Origin of the sequence: Streptomyces sp. 11-1-2 (assembly GCF_003595545.1) — a bacterium.
Lineage (GTDB): Bacteria > Actinomycetota > Actinomycetes > Streptomycetales > Streptomycetaceae > Streptomyces > Streptomyces hygroscopicus_B.
This window is the reverse complement of the sequence record NZ_CP022545.1, coordinates 4,947,979-4,963,589: the sequence shown is the minus strand read 5'-3', so window position 1 is coordinate 4,963,589 and position 15,611 is coordinate 4,947,979. Positions and strand designations below refer to the sequence as shown.

Annotated in this window: 13 protein-coding genes; 9 read left to right on the top strand and 4 right to left on the bottom strand. The window is 69.7% G+C overall.

What is annotated here, in order from left to right; all coding sequences use genetic code 11:
• On the top strand, positions 1 to 1,395 hold the full coding sequence (locus CGL27_RS20660) for a hypothetical protein (RefSeq protein WP_119989182.1): 1,395 nt from the start codon (positions 1 to 3) through the stop codon (positions 1,393 to 1,395).
• 94 nt (positions 1,396 to 1,489) lie between these two features.
• Here CGL27_RS20660 and CGL27_RS20655 read toward each other — a convergent pair whose 3' ends face one another.
• Positions 1,490 to 3,016, bottom strand: a complete 1,527-nt coding sequence (locus CGL27_RS20655; RefSeq protein WP_119989180.1) for an oligopeptide:H+ symporter — start codon at positions 3,014 to 3,016, stop codon at positions 1,490 to 1,492.
• A 324-nt stretch (positions 3,017 to 3,340) separates the two neighbouring features.
• On the opposite strand from CGL27_RS20655, the gene CGL27_RS20650 reads away from it, so the two are divergent.
• Together CGL27_RS20650 and CGL27_RS20645 are read left to right on the top strand one after the other, a co-directional pair.
• A complete protein-coding gene (locus CGL27_RS20650) occupies positions 3,341 to 4,021 on the top strand; it encodes a response regulator transcription factor (RefSeq protein ID WP_014061218.1) in 681 nt (226 codons plus the stop codon).
• Positions 4,022 to 4,052: 31 nt separating this feature from the next.
• On the top strand, positions 4,053 to 5,303 hold the full coding sequence (locus CGL27_RS20645; protein WP_078641850.1) for an ATP-binding protein: 1,251 nt from the start codon (positions 4,053 to 4,055) through the stop codon (positions 5,301 to 5,303).
• 25 nt (positions 5,304 to 5,328) lie between these two features.
• On the opposite strand, the gene CGL27_RS20640 is transcribed toward CGL27_RS20645, so the two are convergent.
• On the bottom strand, positions 5,329 to 5,856 hold the full coding sequence (locus tag CGL27_RS20640; RefSeq protein WP_119989178.1) for a GtrA family protein: 528 nt from the start codon (positions 5,854 to 5,856) through the stop codon (positions 5,329 to 5,331).
• Between the two features lie 163 nt (positions 5,857 to 6,019).
• Here CGL27_RS20640 and CGL27_RS20635 point away from each other — a divergent pair, with 163 nt between their 5' ends.
• The 4 genes from CGL27_RS20635 (at position 6,020) to CGL27_RS20620 (ending at position 10,786) form a co-directional block, all read left to right on the top strand.
• The gene (locus CGL27_RS20635) at positions 6,020 to 7,168 is read left to right on the top strand and encodes a 5-(carboxyamino)imidazole ribonucleotide synthase (protein ID WP_093462349.1); all 1,149 of its coding nucleotides are present in this window, start codon (positions 6,020 to 6,022) and stop codon (positions 7,166 to 7,168) included.
• Positions 7,165 to 7,689 carry a 5-(carboxyamino)imidazole ribonucleotide mutase gene (purE, locus tag CGL27_RS20630; RefSeq protein ID WP_078641848.1) on the top strand — a complete coding sequence of 175 codons (525 nt, stop codon included), beginning with the start codon at positions 7,165 to 7,167 and terminating at the stop codon, positions 7,687 to 7,689. The genes CGL27_RS20635 and purE overlap by 4 nt, the downstream gene beginning before the upstream one ends.
• 289 nt (positions 7,690 to 7,978) lie before the next feature.
• The gene (locus CGL27_RS20625) at positions 7,979 to 9,178 is read left to right on the top strand and encodes a dipeptidase (RefSeq protein WP_078641847.1); all 1,200 of its coding nucleotides are present in this window, start codon (positions 7,979 to 7,981) and stop codon (positions 9,176 to 9,178) included.
• 180 nt (positions 9,179 to 9,358) lie between these two features.
• Positions 9,359 to 10,786: an alkaline phosphatase family protein gene (locus CGL27_RS20620; protein WP_078641846.1), complete on the top strand. Its 1,428-nt coding sequence runs from the start codon at positions 9,359 to 9,361 to the stop codon at positions 10,784 to 10,786.
• Positions 10,787 to 10,857: 71 nt separating this feature from the next.
• Here CGL27_RS20620 and CGL27_RS20615 read toward each other — a convergent pair whose 3' ends face one another.
• Complete coding sequence (locus CGL27_RS20615) at positions 10,858 to 12,198, bottom strand: UDP-glucose/GDP-mannose dehydrogenase family protein (protein WP_119989176.1); 1,341 nt, start codon at positions 12,196 to 12,198, stop codon at positions 10,858 to 10,860.
• Positions 12,199 to 12,362: 164 nt separating this feature from the next.
• Between CGL27_RS20615 and CGL27_RS20610 the strand changes: the two genes are divergently transcribed.
• A complete protein-coding gene (locus CGL27_RS20610) occupies positions 12,363 to 13,538 on the top strand; it encodes an acyl-CoA dehydrogenase family protein (protein ID WP_078641844.1) in 1,176 nt (391 codons plus the stop codon).
• Between the two features lie 66 nt (positions 13,539 to 13,604).
• Here the strand turns inward: CGL27_RS20610 and CGL27_RS20605 are convergent, their stop codons facing one another.
• Entirely contained in the window at positions 13,605 to 14,927 is a 1,323-nt protein-coding gene (locus CGL27_RS20605) for an LCP family protein (protein ID WP_162953032.1), read from the bottom strand.
• A 107-nt stretch (positions 14,928 to 15,034) separates the two neighbouring features.
• On the opposite strand from CGL27_RS20605, the gene CGL27_RS20600 reads away from it, so the two are divergent.
• Complete coding sequence (locus CGL27_RS20600; protein ID WP_078641842.1) at positions 15,035 to 15,604, top strand: acyl-CoA thioesterase; 570 nt, start codon at positions 15,035 to 15,037, stop codon at positions 15,602 to 15,604.
• Positions 15,605 to 15,611 lie beyond the last annotated feature (7 nt).

The window sequence follows — 15,611 nt, the reverse complement described above, 5'->3', positions numbered from 1 at the left end:
ATGCGACGAAGAGTGAGTGCGGCCGCCGTCGCGCTGCTGCTCGGCGGTGCGGGCGTGCTGCTCGGCGCGGGCAGCGCGGCGGGCGCCGAGGTCTCGTACAAGACCGAGTGTCTACCGCCTCCGATCTCCGGTCTGCCGCCGGTGGAGGGCACCACGACCGTGGCCGTGACGGCACCGGCGACGGCCAAGGTCGGGGAGGAGGTCGAGGTGGTGTGGAAGACGGTGCAGGCCGCTTCCAAGAACCCGCCGATCCTCGACCTGGAGGCCAACACCATCCTGCCGACCGGCACCATCACGGTGGGCGGCGCACAGACCGGTGACCTGTCCCTGGAGGGGCCGCGGGAGAACCCGGCGATCCCCAAGGGCGGTGAGATGAAGCTCTCCGACATGAAGGGGAAGCTGAAGCTCACGAAGGCGGGGGAGGTGACGCTGACGCCCGGCGGCTACAACATCAATGTCAGCAAGCCGCTGTCCACGGACACCAAGTGCTCGGCGAAGGAGGACGTCAAGGCCGCCGCGACCATCAAGGTGACGGACGGCGGCAGCGGTTCGGGCGGCACGACAAGCGGCACCACGAGCGGGACGACCAGCGGTACCACCAGTGGTACGACGAGCGGGACGACCAGCGGTACCACCAGTGGCACCACGAGCGGCACGACCAGTGGCACCACCAGCGGGAACACCGGTGGCGGGGGCGGCGGAGACGATTCGTACACCGGTAAGGAGGTTGAGGTCGCCTACGCCTGCAAGACCCCCATCGGCGACAAGAACGCGACCTCCCCGGTCCAGATCAACGCCACCAAGAGCGGCGGGAGCTTCGCGCTGACCGTGAAGTTCGGCAAGTCCGTGATGGACAGCCCGGCCGATATCCCCGCCGATTCGGTCAAGCCGTCGATGGCCGTCAAGGTCGGCGGTGCCGACAAGGGCACCGTCGCCGTGGCGGGGCCGACCAACAAGGGGCCCATCAAGTCCGGTGATCCGATCGAGATCCCCGACCTCACCGGCACCTACAAGCCGGGCGCGAGCGGCAAGTCGACGCTCACTCCTGGCGTGCTGACGGTCAAGGCGCTCGGTACGACCACCACCTGCACCCCGTCCAAGGACCCCGGCGCCTCGCTCGAACTGGACACCACCGGCCAGCCCGGCGGCACCACCGGCGGTGACACGACCGGCGGTGGCACGACCGGGGGCAGCGGCTCCGGGGGTGGCACCTCCGGCGGCAGCGGCACCTCGGGCAGCGGCGGTTCGGCCACCAGCGGCGGGCTCGCCGACACCGGTGCCAGTGACCACGGCGGGCTGAAGGCGCTCGCCCTGATCGCCGGTACGACCGTTCTGCTCGGCGGCGCCATCTTCACCCTCACCCCGTGGCGCAAGCTGCGTGGCACCACCCGCTGAACCGAGTGGCCACACCGAACGGCGAAGGGCCCGGCGCGGTTTCCCGCGCCGGGCCCCTCGTATCGCTACGGAATACGGCGTACCACTGCGAACGTCAGTGGACGTCGGCCATCAGGGCCACGACCTTCTTCCGGTACATGAAGACCGCGAAGCCCGCGAGCGCCGCCATGGCCGCCTCCAGCGTGATCACCCCGACGCCGCTCAGGTCGACCCCGGCGATGGACAGCAGCCCCGTGATGCAGTCGCCCGCGGTCACGGCCAGGAACCACACGCCCATCATCTGGCTGGCGTACTTCGCCGGCGCCATCTTGGTGGTCACCGACAGGCCGACCGGCGACAGGCACAGCTCACCCATCGTCTGGACCATGTAGATCGACACCAGCCACAGCGGGCTGACCTTGGTCCCGTCCTGGGCCATCCCCATCGGCACGACGAAGACGAAGAACGAGGCGCCGATCAGGACCAGGGCCATCGCGAACTTCAGCGTGGTGTTCGGCTCCCGGTCACGCCGCGCCAGCCACAGCCACAGCCAGGCGAAGACCGGGGCCAGTGCCATGATCATCAGCGGGTTGACCGACTGGAACCACGAGGACGGGAAGTGCAGCCCGAAGATCGTGTCCGCGGTCTTGGACTCGGCGAAGGCGGACAGCGTCGAACCGCCCTGGTCGTAGATCATCCAGAACACGGCGGCGGCCACGAAGAACCAGATGTAGCCGCTCACCTTGGTCTGCTCGACCGCCGAGAGGTCCCGGTCGCGCTTGATCCGGATGAGCACGCCGGTCGGGATGATCAGGCCCAGGATGGTGATCGGGATCAGTACCCAGTTGAGGGTCCAGCTCCCGCTGAGCACCACGCCGGTGTAGAAGACCGCGGCGACGATCAGCCAGATCATCGCCTTGCGCAGCCACGAGCGGCGCTCCTCGGTCGCCAGCGGGGTGGGGACGACGTTGCTCTCCGGGCTCAGATGGCGGGTGCCGATCAGGAACTGGACCAGACCCAGTGCCATGCCCAGCGCGGCGAGCGCGAAGCCCAGGTGCCAGTTGTACGACTGGCCGACGGTGCCGATCACCAACGGAGCGGCGAAGGCACCGACGTTGATGCCGATGTAGAAGAGGGTGAAGCCGCCGTCCCGGCGCGGGTCCTGCGGACCGTCGTAGAGCTGGCCCACCATCGTCGAGATGTTGGCCTTGATCAGACCGGAGCCGAGCGCCACCAGGGCGAGGCCGACGAAGAAGGTCGCCTGGCCGGGGACGGAGAGCGCCAGATGCCCGGCCATGACGATCCCGGACGCGATGATCACCGTCTTGCGCGGGCCCCACACCCGGTCGCCGAACCAGCCGCCCGGCATGGCCAGCAGATAGACCATGGCCAGGTAGACCGAGTAGATGGCCACCGCGTTGCCCTCGGTCAGCCCGAGCCCGCCGCCCTGCCCGCCGGCCTTGGCGTCGGGGCCGCCGGAGATCAGATAGACCACGAGGAGGGCCCGCATGCCGTAGAAGCTGAACCGCTCCCACATCTCGATCATGAAGAGAGTGGCCAGGCCGCGGGGGTGGCCGAAGAAGGTCTTGCCGCCGGCAGGGGTCCCCTGCGCGGTGGCGCCCTTCGTCAGGCTGGAGGCCATGGTGGTTTCCTTGCGTGCTCAGAGAGCGCTGCCGACAGGGCCAGCGCCCATGGGGGATGGCTGAGCGACTGAGCGCCGGACGTGGTCCGGGCCGGTCGTGCCGGCCCCTTCCTCGCTCCGGACATGACGGAGACCTTTGGGTGCGTCGTCGTCACCAAAGGTCCCGGAGGAGTGCTACAGACGTTGTTTCACCATACGACACGTACTTGACACTCTTGGAGACGGTGAGAGATAGCTCACGGCGGAGGCGTGCAACCTTCCGTGCTCCGTCCGTCGCGCCGTACGCGCCCCGTGCCCCGACCTCAGCGGACTACCATCACCCCCATGACCCGAGTACTGCTCGCCGAGGATGACGCATCCATCTCGGAGCCGCTCGCCCGCGCCCTGCGCCGCGAGGGATACGAGGTCGAGGTGCGCGAGGACGGACCCACCGCGCTCGACGCCGGTTTGCAAGGAGGCGTCGACTTGCTCGTCCTCGACCTCGGCCTGCCCGGGATGGACGGGCTCGAGGTCTGCCGTCGGCTCCGTACGGAGGGCCACGGCTTTCCGGTGCTGGTGCTCACGGCCCGCGCGGACGAGGTGGACACGGTGGTCGGCCTGGACGCCGGCGCCGACGACTACGTCACCAAGCCCTTCCGGCTCGCCGAACTGCTCGCCCGGGTCCGGGCGCTGCTGCGGCGCGGTGCCGTCGAGACGCAGCAACAGCAGCCGGCCACCCACGGGGTGCGGATCGACGTCGAGTCGCACCGCGCCTGGATGGGCGACGAGGAGCTGCAGCTGACCGCCAAGGAGTTCGATCTGCTGCGCGTCCTGGTGCGGGACGCCGGGCGGGTCGTCACCCGCGATCAGCTGATGCGCGAGGTGTGGGACACCACCTGGTGGTCCTCCACCAAGACCCTCGACATGCACATCTCCTGGCTGCGCAAGAAGCTCGGTGACGATGCGGCCAACCCCCGCTATATCGCCACCGTTCGTGGCGTCGGCTTCCGATTCGAGAAAAGCTGAAGAAACTGACCAGGGCTGACACGGTAGGGCAATGCGCCGTCGCTTGATCAACTCCACGCTGGCCGTGGTGCTCGTCGTCATCGCGGTCTTCGGTCTGTCGCTGGTCATCGTCGAGACGCGGACCATCGAGAACAGCGCCCAGGAGAGCGTGAGCTCCGACGCGGTGCGCCTGGTCAGCATCGTCGACAGCAGGCTGCTGGGGGGCGAGGGGGTCACCCCCAGAGTGCTGCGCGAGCAGATCGAACCCGGCCGCTATGCCCTGATCAGGATGCCCGACCACCGCAATGTGGAGATCGGCAAGCGCCCCACGGGCAGCGTCATCTCCGCCGAGGAGCCGGGTGAGCAGGGCGAGGTCGTACGGGTCGAGGCGTCCCGGACCACGGTGAGCCGCGAGGTCGGCCGCACCATGCTGATCATCCTCGCCGTCGCGCTGCTCGCCGTGCTCGCCGCCGTCGCCCTCGCCGTACGCCAGGCGCACCGGCTCTCCGCCCCGCTCACCGACCTCGCGGAGACCGCCGAGCGGCTGGGCTCCGGGGACCCCCGGCCGCGCCACCGGCGCTACGGGGTGCCGGAGCTGGACCGGGTCGCCGATGTGCTGGACGGGAGCGCCGAGCGCATCGCCCGGATGCTCACCGCGGAGCGGCGGCTGGCCGCCGACGCCTCGCATCAGCTCCGTACGCCGCTGACCGCGCTGTCGATGCGGCTGGAGGAGATCACGCTCACCGACGACCCGGAGACGGTCAAGGAGGAGGCGACGATCGCGCTGGGGCAGGTGGAGCGGCTCACCGACGTCGTCCAGCGGCTGCTGACCAATTCGCGCGATCCGCGCAGCGGCTCCGCGGTCGCCTTCGACCTGGACGAGGTCGTCAAGCAGCAGATCGAGGAGTGGCGCCCGGCCTCGCGCAGCGAGGGCCGCGCCATCGTGCGCTCGGGCAAGAAGGGGCTGCGCGCCGTGGGCACCCCGGGCGCGGTCGCCCAGGTGCTGGCGACGCTGATCGAGAACTCGCTGATGCACGGTGACGGCACGGTCGCGCTGCGTACCCGGGTCACCGGCAACCAGGCCGTGGTGGAGGTCTCCGACGAGGGGCCGGGGGTCTCGCCGGACCTGGGAGCGCGGGTCTTCGAGCGGACGGTCAGCGGACGGAACTCCACCGGGCTCGGGCTGGCCGTCGCACGGGATCTGGCCGAGGCGGACGGCGGGCGGCTGGAGCTGCTGCAGCAGTATCCGCCGGTGTTCGCGCTCTTCCTCAGCCGGGAGGCCGAGGACGCCTCGGGCTCCTGAGCGGCGCCCCAGGCCCCCTCGGGCGCTACTTGCGGACCGGCTGCTTACGGGTGGCCTGGGCGGGCGGCGCGTCGGACAGGAAGGCTTCCGCGCACACGACGGCGTCCCGCGCGGGCAGTGTCCGGAACACCCAGGTCCGGTAGGACCAGAAGCGGAAGAGGGTGCCCAGGCCGATGCCGAGGAACTTGAACACATTGCTCTGCAGCGAGCTGTCCCACCCGAAGCCGTAGGTGGCGGCGTAGAGCACACCGTTCTCGATGATCAGGCCGATGGCGCTGAACAGCAGAAAGAGGCTGAGCTCCTTGGTGCGGCCCTGCTTGTCGCGGTCCCGGTAGGTGAAGTAGCGGTAGCCCACGTAGTTGAAGCCGGTGGCGACCACCGTGGCCACGATGCTGGCCCGCACCACCGGCAGTTCGGTGACGCTGCGGACCAGGTTGAACACCGCGAGATTGACGAAGACGCCGGCACCGCCGACCACCCCGAACTTCGCGATCTCGCGGGCCAGTTGCCCCATCTGGGCGCGCAGCCCGCCGAGTGTGCTCCGTTCACTCATGGTGATCGTTCAGCCCCGTCCCGTCGGTGTCGTCCATCCCCCCATGCTAACCAGCGGCCGTGCCTCGTGCCCTTCAGGCCGCGGTCAAGTGTCCGGTGCGTATCTCTGGAGGTTCCTCCAACGCAGGTCAGGGCCGGTCGGCGGAGGAAGTTACCCTGGGAGGGTGACATTCCCGGTAGTCGGCATGGTCGGTGGCGGCCAGCTCGCCCGTATGACCCATGAGGCGGGCATCCCCCTCGGCATCAGGTTCAAGCTGCTCAGTGACACCCCCCAGGACTCGGCGGCCCAGGTGGTCAGCGATGTCGTCATCGGCGACTACCGCGACCTGGACGTTCTTCGGGCTTTCGCACAAGGCTGTGATGTGGTCACGTTCGACCACGAGCATGTCCCGGCGGAGCATCTGCGCGCTCTGGAAGCGGATGGCGTGGTTATCCGCCCCGGAGTCGAGGCGCTGCTGCACGCCCAGGACAAGGGGGTGATGCGCGAGCGGCTGAGCGAGGCCGGTGTGCCGTGCCCCCGCCACCGCATCGTGGCCGACCCCGAGGACGTCGCGCGGTTCGCGGCGGAAGCGGGGGAGGGCGACGGATTTCCGGTCGTCCTCAAGACGGTGCGCGGCGGCTACGACGGCAAGGGCGTCTGGGTCGTCCGCGGCGTGGAGGAGGCGGCCGAGCCGTTCCGCGCGGGGGTCCCTGTCCTCGCCGAGGAGATGGTCGACTTCGCCCGTGAGCTCGCCGCCAATGTCGTACGGTCCCCGCACGGCCAGGCCGTGGCCTACCCCGTCGTGGAGTCGATCCAGGTGGACGGGGTCTGCGACACCGTGATCGCCCCGGCCCCCGGCCTCTCCGAGGAGCTGTCCGGCACGGCGCAGGAGATGGCGCTGAAGATCGCGGCGGAGCTCGGGGTGGTCGGCCATCTCGCGGTCGAGCTGTTCGAGACCCGCGACGGCCGGCTGCTGGTCAACGAGCTGGCGATGCGCCCGCACAACTCCGGTCACTGGACCCAGGACGGCGCCGTCACCTCCCAGTTCGCCAACCATGTGCGGGCCGTGCTGGACCTCCCGCTCGGCGATCCGCGGCCGCGCGCGCCGTGGACCGTGATGACCAATGTGCTCGGCGGCGACTACCCCGATATGTACGGGGCGTATCTGCACTGCATGGCGCGCGACCCGGCGCTCAAGATCCATATGTATGGCAAGGACGTGAAGCCCGGGCGCAAGGTCGGCCACGTCAACACCTATGGCGACGACCTGGCCGATGTGCGCGAGCGCGGCCGGCACGCTGCCGACTACCTCCGAGGGACCATCACCGAATGAGCGCTCCTGTGATCGGCATCGTCATGGGCTCCGACTCCGACTGGCCCGTCATGGAAGAAGCGGCCAAGGCCCTCGACGAGTTCGAGATCCCGTATGAGGTGGACGTCGTCTCGGCCCACCGCATGCCGCGCGAGATGGTCGCCTACGGGGAGAACGCGGCGTCCCGCGGCCTCAAGGCCATCATCGCGGGCGCGGGCGGCGCCGCCCACCTCCCGGGCATGCTCGCGTCCGTCACCCCGCTGCCGGTCATCGGGGTGCCCGTACCGCTGAAGTACCTCGACGGCATGGACTCCCTGCTGTCGATCGTCCAGATGCCCGCGGGCGTCCCGGTGGCCACCGTCTCCGTCGGCGGCGCCCGCAACGCGGGCCTGCTCGCCGCCCGAATCCTGGCCGCACACGACCCCGGACTCCAGGCGCGCATGTGCGAGTTCCAGGACGAACTCAACGCCCAGGCCACGGAAAAGGGGAAGCGGCTGCGGGCCAAGGTGGACGGGGCGGACGCTTTCGGCTTCGGCCGCTGAATCCCGTGCCCCGGGAGGCGCATCCCGGTCCGGGCCGGTGACTCCCGGTCCGGGCCGCGTTTTCCAGCCTCTCCGGCGATTGAGGAGCGGGGTCCGGACCAGGATCGCCATATCCAGCCCCTCCGGCGTTTGAGGAGCGGGGCTCGGGGGCGGAGCCCCGGCGGGGGCCCGGGGGCGGAGCCCCCAGTTTCGGGAAGGGGCGGGGTGGGGCATGGCCCGCCTCGGGCGCCCCCACCGCACACGCGCCCCAACACGTGACTTCGGCCGAGCCACGGACGAAAATGCCAGGATGACCGATCACCTTGCGCAAGCCCACGACCTGCTGGCCGCCCACCCCGTCGTAGACGGCCACAACGACTTCCCCTGGGCCCTGCGCGAGCAGGTCCGCTACGACCTCGACCAGCGCGACATGGCCGCCGACCTCACCCCGTACACCCATACCGACATCCCCCGCCTCCGCGCGGGCGGCGTGGGCGCCCAATTCTGGTCGGTGTACGTGCGCTCGGACTTCAGCGGCGACACCGCCGTCAGCGCCACCCTCGAACAGATCGACGTCGTCCGCCGTTTCACCGACCGCTACGCGACCGACCTGCGCCCCGCCCTCACCGCCGACGACATGGAGGCGGCGCGGGCCGAGGGCCGGATCGCCTCCCTCATGGGCGCCGAGGGCGGCCACAGCATCAACTGCTCCCTGGCCACCCTGCGCACCCTGTACGACCTGGGCGTGCGGTACATGACGCTCACCCACAACGACAACGTCCCCTGGGCCGACTCGGCGACCGACGAGCCGAAGGCGCACGGCCTCACCCGCTTCGGCGAGGAGGTGGTGCGCGAGATGAACCGCCTGGGCATGCTCGTCGACCTCTCCCATGTCTCGGCCGACACCATGCGGGACGCGCTCCGGGTGACCGAGGCGCCCGTGGTCTTCTCGCACTCCTCCGCACGCGCCGTCTGCGACCATCCGCGCAACATCCCGGACGATGTGCTGGGGCTGCTGCCCGCCAACGGGGGCGTGGCGATGGCCACCTTCGTCCCCAAGTTCGTCCTGCCCGAGGCGGTCGCCTGGACCAAGGCGGCGGACGAGAACATGCACGCCCACGGGATGCATCCGCTGGAGATGACGCCCGCCGGGATGAAGGTCCAGCGCGCCTTCGAGGAGGCCAACCCGCGCCCCCTGGCGACCGTGTCGACCGTCGCCGACCACCTCGACCATATGCGCGAGGTGGCGGGCATCGACCACATCGGCATCGGCGGCGACTTCGACGGCACCGCCTTCACCCCCGAGGGCCTCACCGATGTCGCGGGCTATCCGAACCTGATCGCCGAGCTCCTCGACCGCCGCTGGTCACCGGCCGACCTCGCCAAGCTGACCTGGCAGAACGCGGTCCGTACGCTGCGCGGTGCCGAGGACGTGGCGCGCGCCGCGCAGGGCACCCGCGGCCCGTCCCTCGCGACCATCGACCAACTGGACGGCGCGGCCACCGCCTGACGCACCGCCGCCCGGCGCACTGACCAACCTGACGCACCAAGAGCCGCTTTAGCGGCTCTTGGTGCCTTTGCGATGCCTTGATGCATCGTTCACGCAATTCTCCTCTTCCTCGTTGCCTTGCGGGCGAGAGAGTCGAAGCGGTCTGACGATCTCTCACGCGCTCAACGAGAAAGAGGCGTTATGCCCGACTTCACCCGCCGTAGACTTCTCGGTGCCGCCGCCGGCTCGCTCGGTGTGGGCGCGGCGGCGTCGCTGTTGCCGCCGAGTGTGCAGCGGGCGATAGCCGCCGGCCCGGCCAAGGGCGGCTCCCTCCACGACATCGAGCACGTCGTCCTGCTGATGCAGGAGAACCGCTCGTTCGACCACTACTTCGGCACCCTCAAGGGAGTGCGCGGTTTCGCGGACCCGGACGCCCTGACCCTCTCCACCGGCAAGTCCGTCTTCTACCAGCCGGACGAGGAGAACCCGGACGGCTATCTGCTCCCGTTCCACCTGGACACCCACTCCACCAGCGCCCAGGCGATCCCCTCCACCAGTCACGCCTGGTCGGTGCAGCACGAGGCGTGGAACAACGGCGCCATGGACAAGTGGCTGCCCGCGCACCGTAAGGCCGACGGCAAGAACGGCCCGTACGTCATGGGCTACCACACCCGTGCGGACATCCCGTTCCAGTTCGCGCTCGCCGAGGCGTTCACGATCTGCGACAACTACTTCTGCTCGGTCTTCGGCCCCACCTGGCCCAACCGGCTGTACTGGATGACGGGCACCATCGACCCGACGGGCGGCAAGGGCGGCCCGATCCTGGACAACACCGCCCCGCGGCCGTACCGCTGGACGACGTACGCCGAGCGCCTCCAGCAGGCGGGTGTGAGCTGGAAGGTGTACCAGGAGGAGGACGACTACGGCTGCAATCTGCTGGAGCAGTTCCAGCAGTTCCGGGATGCCAAGCCCGGCGATCCGCTGCACGACCGCGGCATGGTGGTCAGCCCCGCCGGGACGTTCGAGGAAGACGCCCGCAACGACCGGCTGCCGACCGTCTCCTGGATCATCCCCACCAGCACCCAGTCCGAGCACCCGGACTATCTGCCCGCCGCCGGCGCCGACTACGTGGCCTCGAAGATCGAGGCCATCGCGTCGAACCCGGAGGTCTGGCGCAAGACCGTCTTCGTCCTCAACTACGACGAGAACGACGGTCTGTTCGACCACGTCCCGCCGCCCACCCCCAAGCAGGGGACCGTGGACGAGTTCGTGGGCGGCCTGCCCATCGGCGGCGGCTTCCGGGTGCCCTGCCTGATCGTCTCGCCCTGGACGGTGGGCGGCTGGGCCGCGGGCCAGGCGTTCGACCACACCTCGGTACTGCAGTTCCTGGAGCGGCTGACCGGGGTCGAGGAGCCGAACATCAGCCAGTGGCGCCGCCGTACCTTCGGCGACCTCACCTCGGCCTTCGGCTTCTCGCACGCCGCGCCGAAGCCGCCGAAGCTGCCGGACGACACGGCCGAGCAGTTGGAGCAGGCCAAGAAGGACGTCGAGAACCTCCCCAAGCCGACCCTGCCGGGCGCCGACCAGAAGCCCCCGCGGCAGGAACGCGGCCACCGCCCCCGCCGCTGAAACCGACCCGACGTCGCCCCCGCCGGAGACCGTCCGGCGGGGGCGACGGCTATGTCGGGGGAGGGCGACGGCTACGCCAGCGGGCGCCCCAGCGCGCGGTAGGTCCAGCCGGCCTCGCGCCAGTGGTCGGGGTCCAGGGCGTTGCGCCCATCCAGGATGCGGCGCTCGGCGACGACGCTGCCGAGGGCCGCCGGGTCCAGCTCGCGGAACTCGCGCCACTCGGTGAGATGCAGCACCGCATGGGCGCCCTGTGCCGCATCGGCCGCCGTCGCCGCGTAGGCGAGGGTCGGGAAGAGGGCCCGGGCGTTCTCCATGCCCTTGGGGTCGAAGACGGTGACCTGGGCGCCCTGGAGCTGTATCTGACCGGCCACGTTGAGTGCGGGGGAGTCCCGGACGTCGTCGGAGTCCGGCTTGAAGGCCGCGCCCAGCACGGCGACCCGCTTGCCCAGGAAGCTGCCGCCGACGGCCTCGCGGGCCAGCTCGACCATGTGGCCGCGGCGCCGCATGTTGATCGAGTCGACCTCGCGGAGGAAGGTCAGCGCCTGGTCGGCGCCGAGCTCACCGGCGCGCGCCATGAAGGCACGGATGTCCTTGGGCAGACAGCCGCCGCCGAAGCCGATCCCGGCCCGCAGGAACTTCTTGCCGATGCGCTCGTCGTAGCCGATTGCCTCGGCCAGCTTGACCACATCGCCGCCCGCGGCCTCGCAGACCTCGGCCATGGCGTTGATGAAGGAGATCTTCGTCGCCAGGAAGGAGTTCGCCGCGACCTTCACCAGCTCGGCGGTCGGGAAGTCGGTCACCACGAAGGGCGAGCCCTCGGCGATGGGCGTCTCGTACACCTCGCGGAGCAGCTTCTCGGCCCGGTCGCCGGCGACGCCGACCACGATCCGGTCCGGGTGCAGGGTGTCCTGGACGGCGAACCCCTCGCGCAGGAACTCCGGGTTCCAGGCGAGCTCCGCGTCCGCTCCCACCGGGGCCAGCTCGGCCAGCCGGGCCGCGAGCAGGTCGGCGCTGCCGACCGGCACCGTGGACTTGCCCACGACCAGCGCGGGGCGGCGCAGATGCGGGGCGAGCGAGTCCACCGCGGCGTTCACGTAACTCATGTCACAGGCGTACTCGCCGTGCTTCTGCGGGGTGTTCACGCAGATGAAGTGGATGTCGCCGAACTCCCCGGCCTCCTCGTAGGAGGTGGTGAAGCGCAGCCGCCCGGTGGCGCCCTCGATCCCCGCGACGTGGCGCCGCAGCAGGTCCTCGAGGCCGGGCTCGTACATGGGCACCCGGCCCTCGGTGAGCATCGCGATCTTCTCGGGCACGATGTCGAGGCCGAGCACCTCGAAGCCCAGTTCCGCCATGGCCGCTGCGTGGGTGGCGCCGAGGTAGCCGGTGCCGATCACAGTGATCTTGAGGGCCATGCAGTGCTCCAGAACGGTCGATCGCAGATGCGGTGCCTGAGCATAGTCGGGACCCCGGGACGGGCTCAGCCGACTCTGTCAGGTAACTCACGTATACCTACCGGGGCGTCGCCCCTAGAATTCAGTTACTTAACGGTAGTTAGCACTCTTGGGGAGTGAGAGGCTTGGCGTCCTCGGTGAACGACTTCGACCTGTACCGGCCGTCCGAGGAGCATGACATGCTCCGGGACGCCGTCCGCTCTCTCGCCGAGGCGAAGATAGCCCCCTTCGCGGCAGAGGTCGACGAGGGGGCCCGCTTCCCCCAGGAGGCGCTCGACGCCCTGGTCGCGAACGATCTGCACGCGGTGCACGTCCCCGAGTCCTACGGCGGCTCCGGCGCGGACGCGCTGGCCACCGTGATCGTCATCGAGGAGGTCGCCCGGGTCTGCGCCTCGTCCTCCCTGATCCCCGCGGTCAACAAGCTGGGGTCGCTGCCGGTCATCCTCTCCGCCTCCGAGGAGCTGAAGAAGAAGTACCTGGCCCCGCTCGCCAAGGGCGACGCGATGTTCTCCTACTGCCTCTCCGAGCCGGACGCGGGCTCGGACGCGGCGGGGATGAAGACCAAGGCGGTGCGCGACGGCGACTTCTACGTCCTCAACGGCGTCAAGCGCTGGATCACCAACGCCGGGGTCTCCGAGTACTACACGGTGATGGCCGTCACCGACCCCGAGAAGCGCTCCAAGGGCATCTCCGCCTTCGTCGTCGAGAAGTCCGACCCGGGCGTCTCCTTCGGCGCCCCGGAGAAGAAGCTCGGTATCAAGGGCTCCCCGACCCGTGAGGTCTATCTCGACAACGTCCGGATTCCCGCCGACCGGATGATCGGCGCCGAGGGCACCGGCTTCGCCACCGCGATGAAGACCCTCGACCACACCCGGATCACCATCGCCGCGCAGGCCCTCGGCATCGCCCAGGGCGCCCTGGACTACGCCAAGGGGTACGTCCAGGAGCGCAAGCAGTTCGGCAAGCCGATCGGCGACTTCCAGGGCGTCCAGTTCATGCTCGCCGACATGGCCATGAAGCTGGAGGCCGCCCGGCAGCTCACCTACGCGGCGGCGGCCAAGTCCGAGCGGGTCTCCGCCGGAGGCGGCAAGGAGGACCTGACGTTCTTCGGCGCCGCGGCCAAGTGCTACGCCTCGGACGCCGCCATGGAGATCACCACGGACGCCGTCCAGCTCCTCGGCGGCTACGGCTACACCCGTGACTACCCGCTCGAGCGGATGATGCGCGACGCCAAGATCACGCAGATCTACGAGGGCACCAACCAGGTCCAGCGCATCGTGATGGCGCGCAACCTGCCGTAGTCCGTCGATACGAACGAGCGGCGCCGGGCCCGACGGGCCCGGCGCCGCTCGTCTCTCCCGCTCGGATCAGTTGCTGGAGACCGTGACCGTGTCGTCGTTCTTCAGCTCGCCCATGAGCTGCTTGACCTTGGTCATGTCCCACTGCACCGCGCTGCCCTTGGAGGTGGCCAGGCCCGGGTTGGAGATCGGCATGTTCATCTGCTTGCCGTCACCGCCGGAGACGCTCTTCATCGCGAAGAACATGTCCTTCACGTCCCACAGGCTCATGTCCTTGTCGACGACCAGGTTGTCCAGGCCGGCGCCCATCGTCGGGTAGAGCTTGAAGGGGTTCATGATCGTGCTCGGCGAGGCCGCCTTGTTGGCCAGCGCGGAGAGGAACTTCTGCTGGTTCTTGGTGCGGTCCAGGTCGCCGCCCGCGAGGCCGTAGCGCTGCCGGACGAAGGCGAGCGCCTGCTGGCCGTCCAGCGTCTGCTTGCCCTTCTTCAGGTCATTGCCGGACTTCTTGTCCTTCATGTCCTGCGGGACGTCGATGTCGACGCCGCCGACCCCGTCCACGAGATTGGCGAAGCCGTCGAAGCCGATCTCCGCGTAGTGGTCGATCTTCAGGCCGGTGTTGTACTCGATCGTGCGGACGAGCAGCGAGGGGCCCTCGGAGGAGTACGACGCGTTCAGCTTGTTCTGGCTCTGCGGGATCCGCCGGCCGCTCTCCGAGCCGGTGAAGGCCGGGATGGTGACCCAGGAGTCACGCGGGAGGCTGACCATGGTGTTCCCGTTCTCACCGACATGGAGAAGGATCATGGAGTCGGTGCGGCGGCCATCGGCCGAGCCGGTGTGCAGCTTCTTCTTGTCCTCGTCGGACATGCCCTCGCGGCTGTCCGAACCCACGATGAGGTAGTTGGTTCCCTTGCCGCCGCCCGGCCGGTCCTCGACCTTGCTCAGGTCCACCTCGTTGCGGAGCTTGGAGTCGGCCCAGATGTAGGTGCCGATGCCGACGGCGAGCAGCAGGACGACCAGGGTGACCAGGCCGATGGTTATCCGGCGCTTCCAGTTCTTCGGCCTCACCGGACGCGGGCCGGGGCCGCCCGGACCGCCGGGGCCGTGGGGGTCGCCGCCGCCCGGTCCGCCGGGGCCGTGGCCGTAGACCTGCCCCGTGTTGTAGCCGTCGTCGTAGTCGTCATAGCCCTGGGACGCCTGCTGCCGCGGAATGGTGCCGTGGGGCGAGAGGTCGGGCGGCAGCGGCGGCTCGTTGTACGGCGGCGGACCGCCCGCACCGGGCGCCGAGCGCCTCACTTGCGGCATAGCACGCGCCCCCTCTGGGTCAGGGCTGCCGCTACCACGTCCGTACCGGCCGCTGCGGTCGCCGGTCGATCCCTGGGGCCATTCGCTCATGCAAGGCAGTGTGCCTGGTCGGGTGGGTCGCCTTACAGGGCGGGGGCCGGATCGGGGCACGGCTGTTGCAGACCTGATAAGAATCTGGTCCGCATAAGGTGGACGGCATGACCAATCAGGCCCACGGTGCGGAACCGGAGCTTCCGGGAAAGCCCACCTCCGCCTCCCGTACCACGCTGTCACACATCATGACGGGCAGTGACACCAATCTCCTCGGTACCGTCCACGGCGGCGTGATCATGAAACTGGTGGACGACGCGGCCGGAGCGGTCGCCGGACGCCACTCCGAGGGGCCCGCGGTCACCGCGTCGATGGACGAGATGGTCTTCCTCGAACCGGTCAGGGTCGGCGACCTCGTTCATGTGAAGGCTCAGGTCAACTGGACCGGCCGGTCCTCCATGGAGATCGGGGTGCGGGTGCTGGCCGAGCGGTGGAACGAGTCCACGCCCGCCACCCAGGTCGGCAGCGCCTATCTCGTCTTCGCCGCCGTCGACGCCGACGGCAAGCCCCGGCCGGTGCCCCCGGTCATCCCGGAGACCGAGCGGGACAAGCGGCGCTACCAGGAGGCCGAGATCCGCCGGACCCACCGGCTGGCCCGCCGCCGCGCGATCAAGGAACTCCGCGCCCGGCGCGTCGCCCCGCGCGCCGACGACGACACCGAGGACGCCGGGCGATGACCCCTCG

Coding starts and splice junctions, on each gene's coding strand:
- CGL27_RS20660 (WP_119989182.1), top strand. CDS start 1: ATGCGACGAAGAGTGAGTGCGGCCGCCGTCGCGCTGCTGCTCGGCGGT.
- CGL27_RS20655 (WP_119989180.1), bottom strand. CDS start 3,016: ATGGCCTCCAGCCTGACGAAGGGCGCCACCGCGCAGGGGACCCCTGCC.
- CGL27_RS20650 (WP_014061218.1), top strand. CDS start 3,341: ATGACCCGAGTACTGCTCGCCGAGGATGACGCATCCATCTCGGAGCCG.
- CGL27_RS20645 (WP_078641850.1), top strand. CDS start 4,053: ATGCGCCGTCGCTTGATCAACTCCACGCTGGCCGTGGTGCTCGTCGTC.
- CGL27_RS20640 (WP_119989178.1), bottom strand. CDS start 5,856: ATGAGTGAACGGAGCACACTCGGCGGGCTGCGCGCCCAGATGGGGCAA.
- purE (WP_078641848.1), top strand. CDS start 7,165: ATGAGCGCTCCTGTGATCGGCATCGTCATGGGCTCCGACTCCGACTGG.
- CGL27_RS20625 (WP_078641847.1), top strand. CDS start 7,979: ATGACCGATCACCTTGCGCAAGCCCACGACCTGCTGGCCGCCCACCCC.
- CGL27_RS20620 (WP_078641846.1), top strand. CDS start 9,359: ATGCCCGACTTCACCCGCCGTAGACTTCTCGGTGCCGCCGCCGGCTCG.
- CGL27_RS20615 (WP_119989176.1), bottom strand. CDS start 12,198: ATGGCCCTCAAGATCACTGTGATCGGCACCGGCTACCTCGGCGCCACC.
- CGL27_RS20605 (WP_162953032.1), bottom strand. CDS start 14,927: ATGAGCGAATGGCCCCAGGGATCGACCGGCGACCGCAGCGGCCGGTAC.
- CGL27_RS20600 (WP_078641842.1), top strand. CDS start 15,035: ATGACCAATCAGGCCCACGGTGCGGAACCGGAGCTTCCGGGAAAGCCC.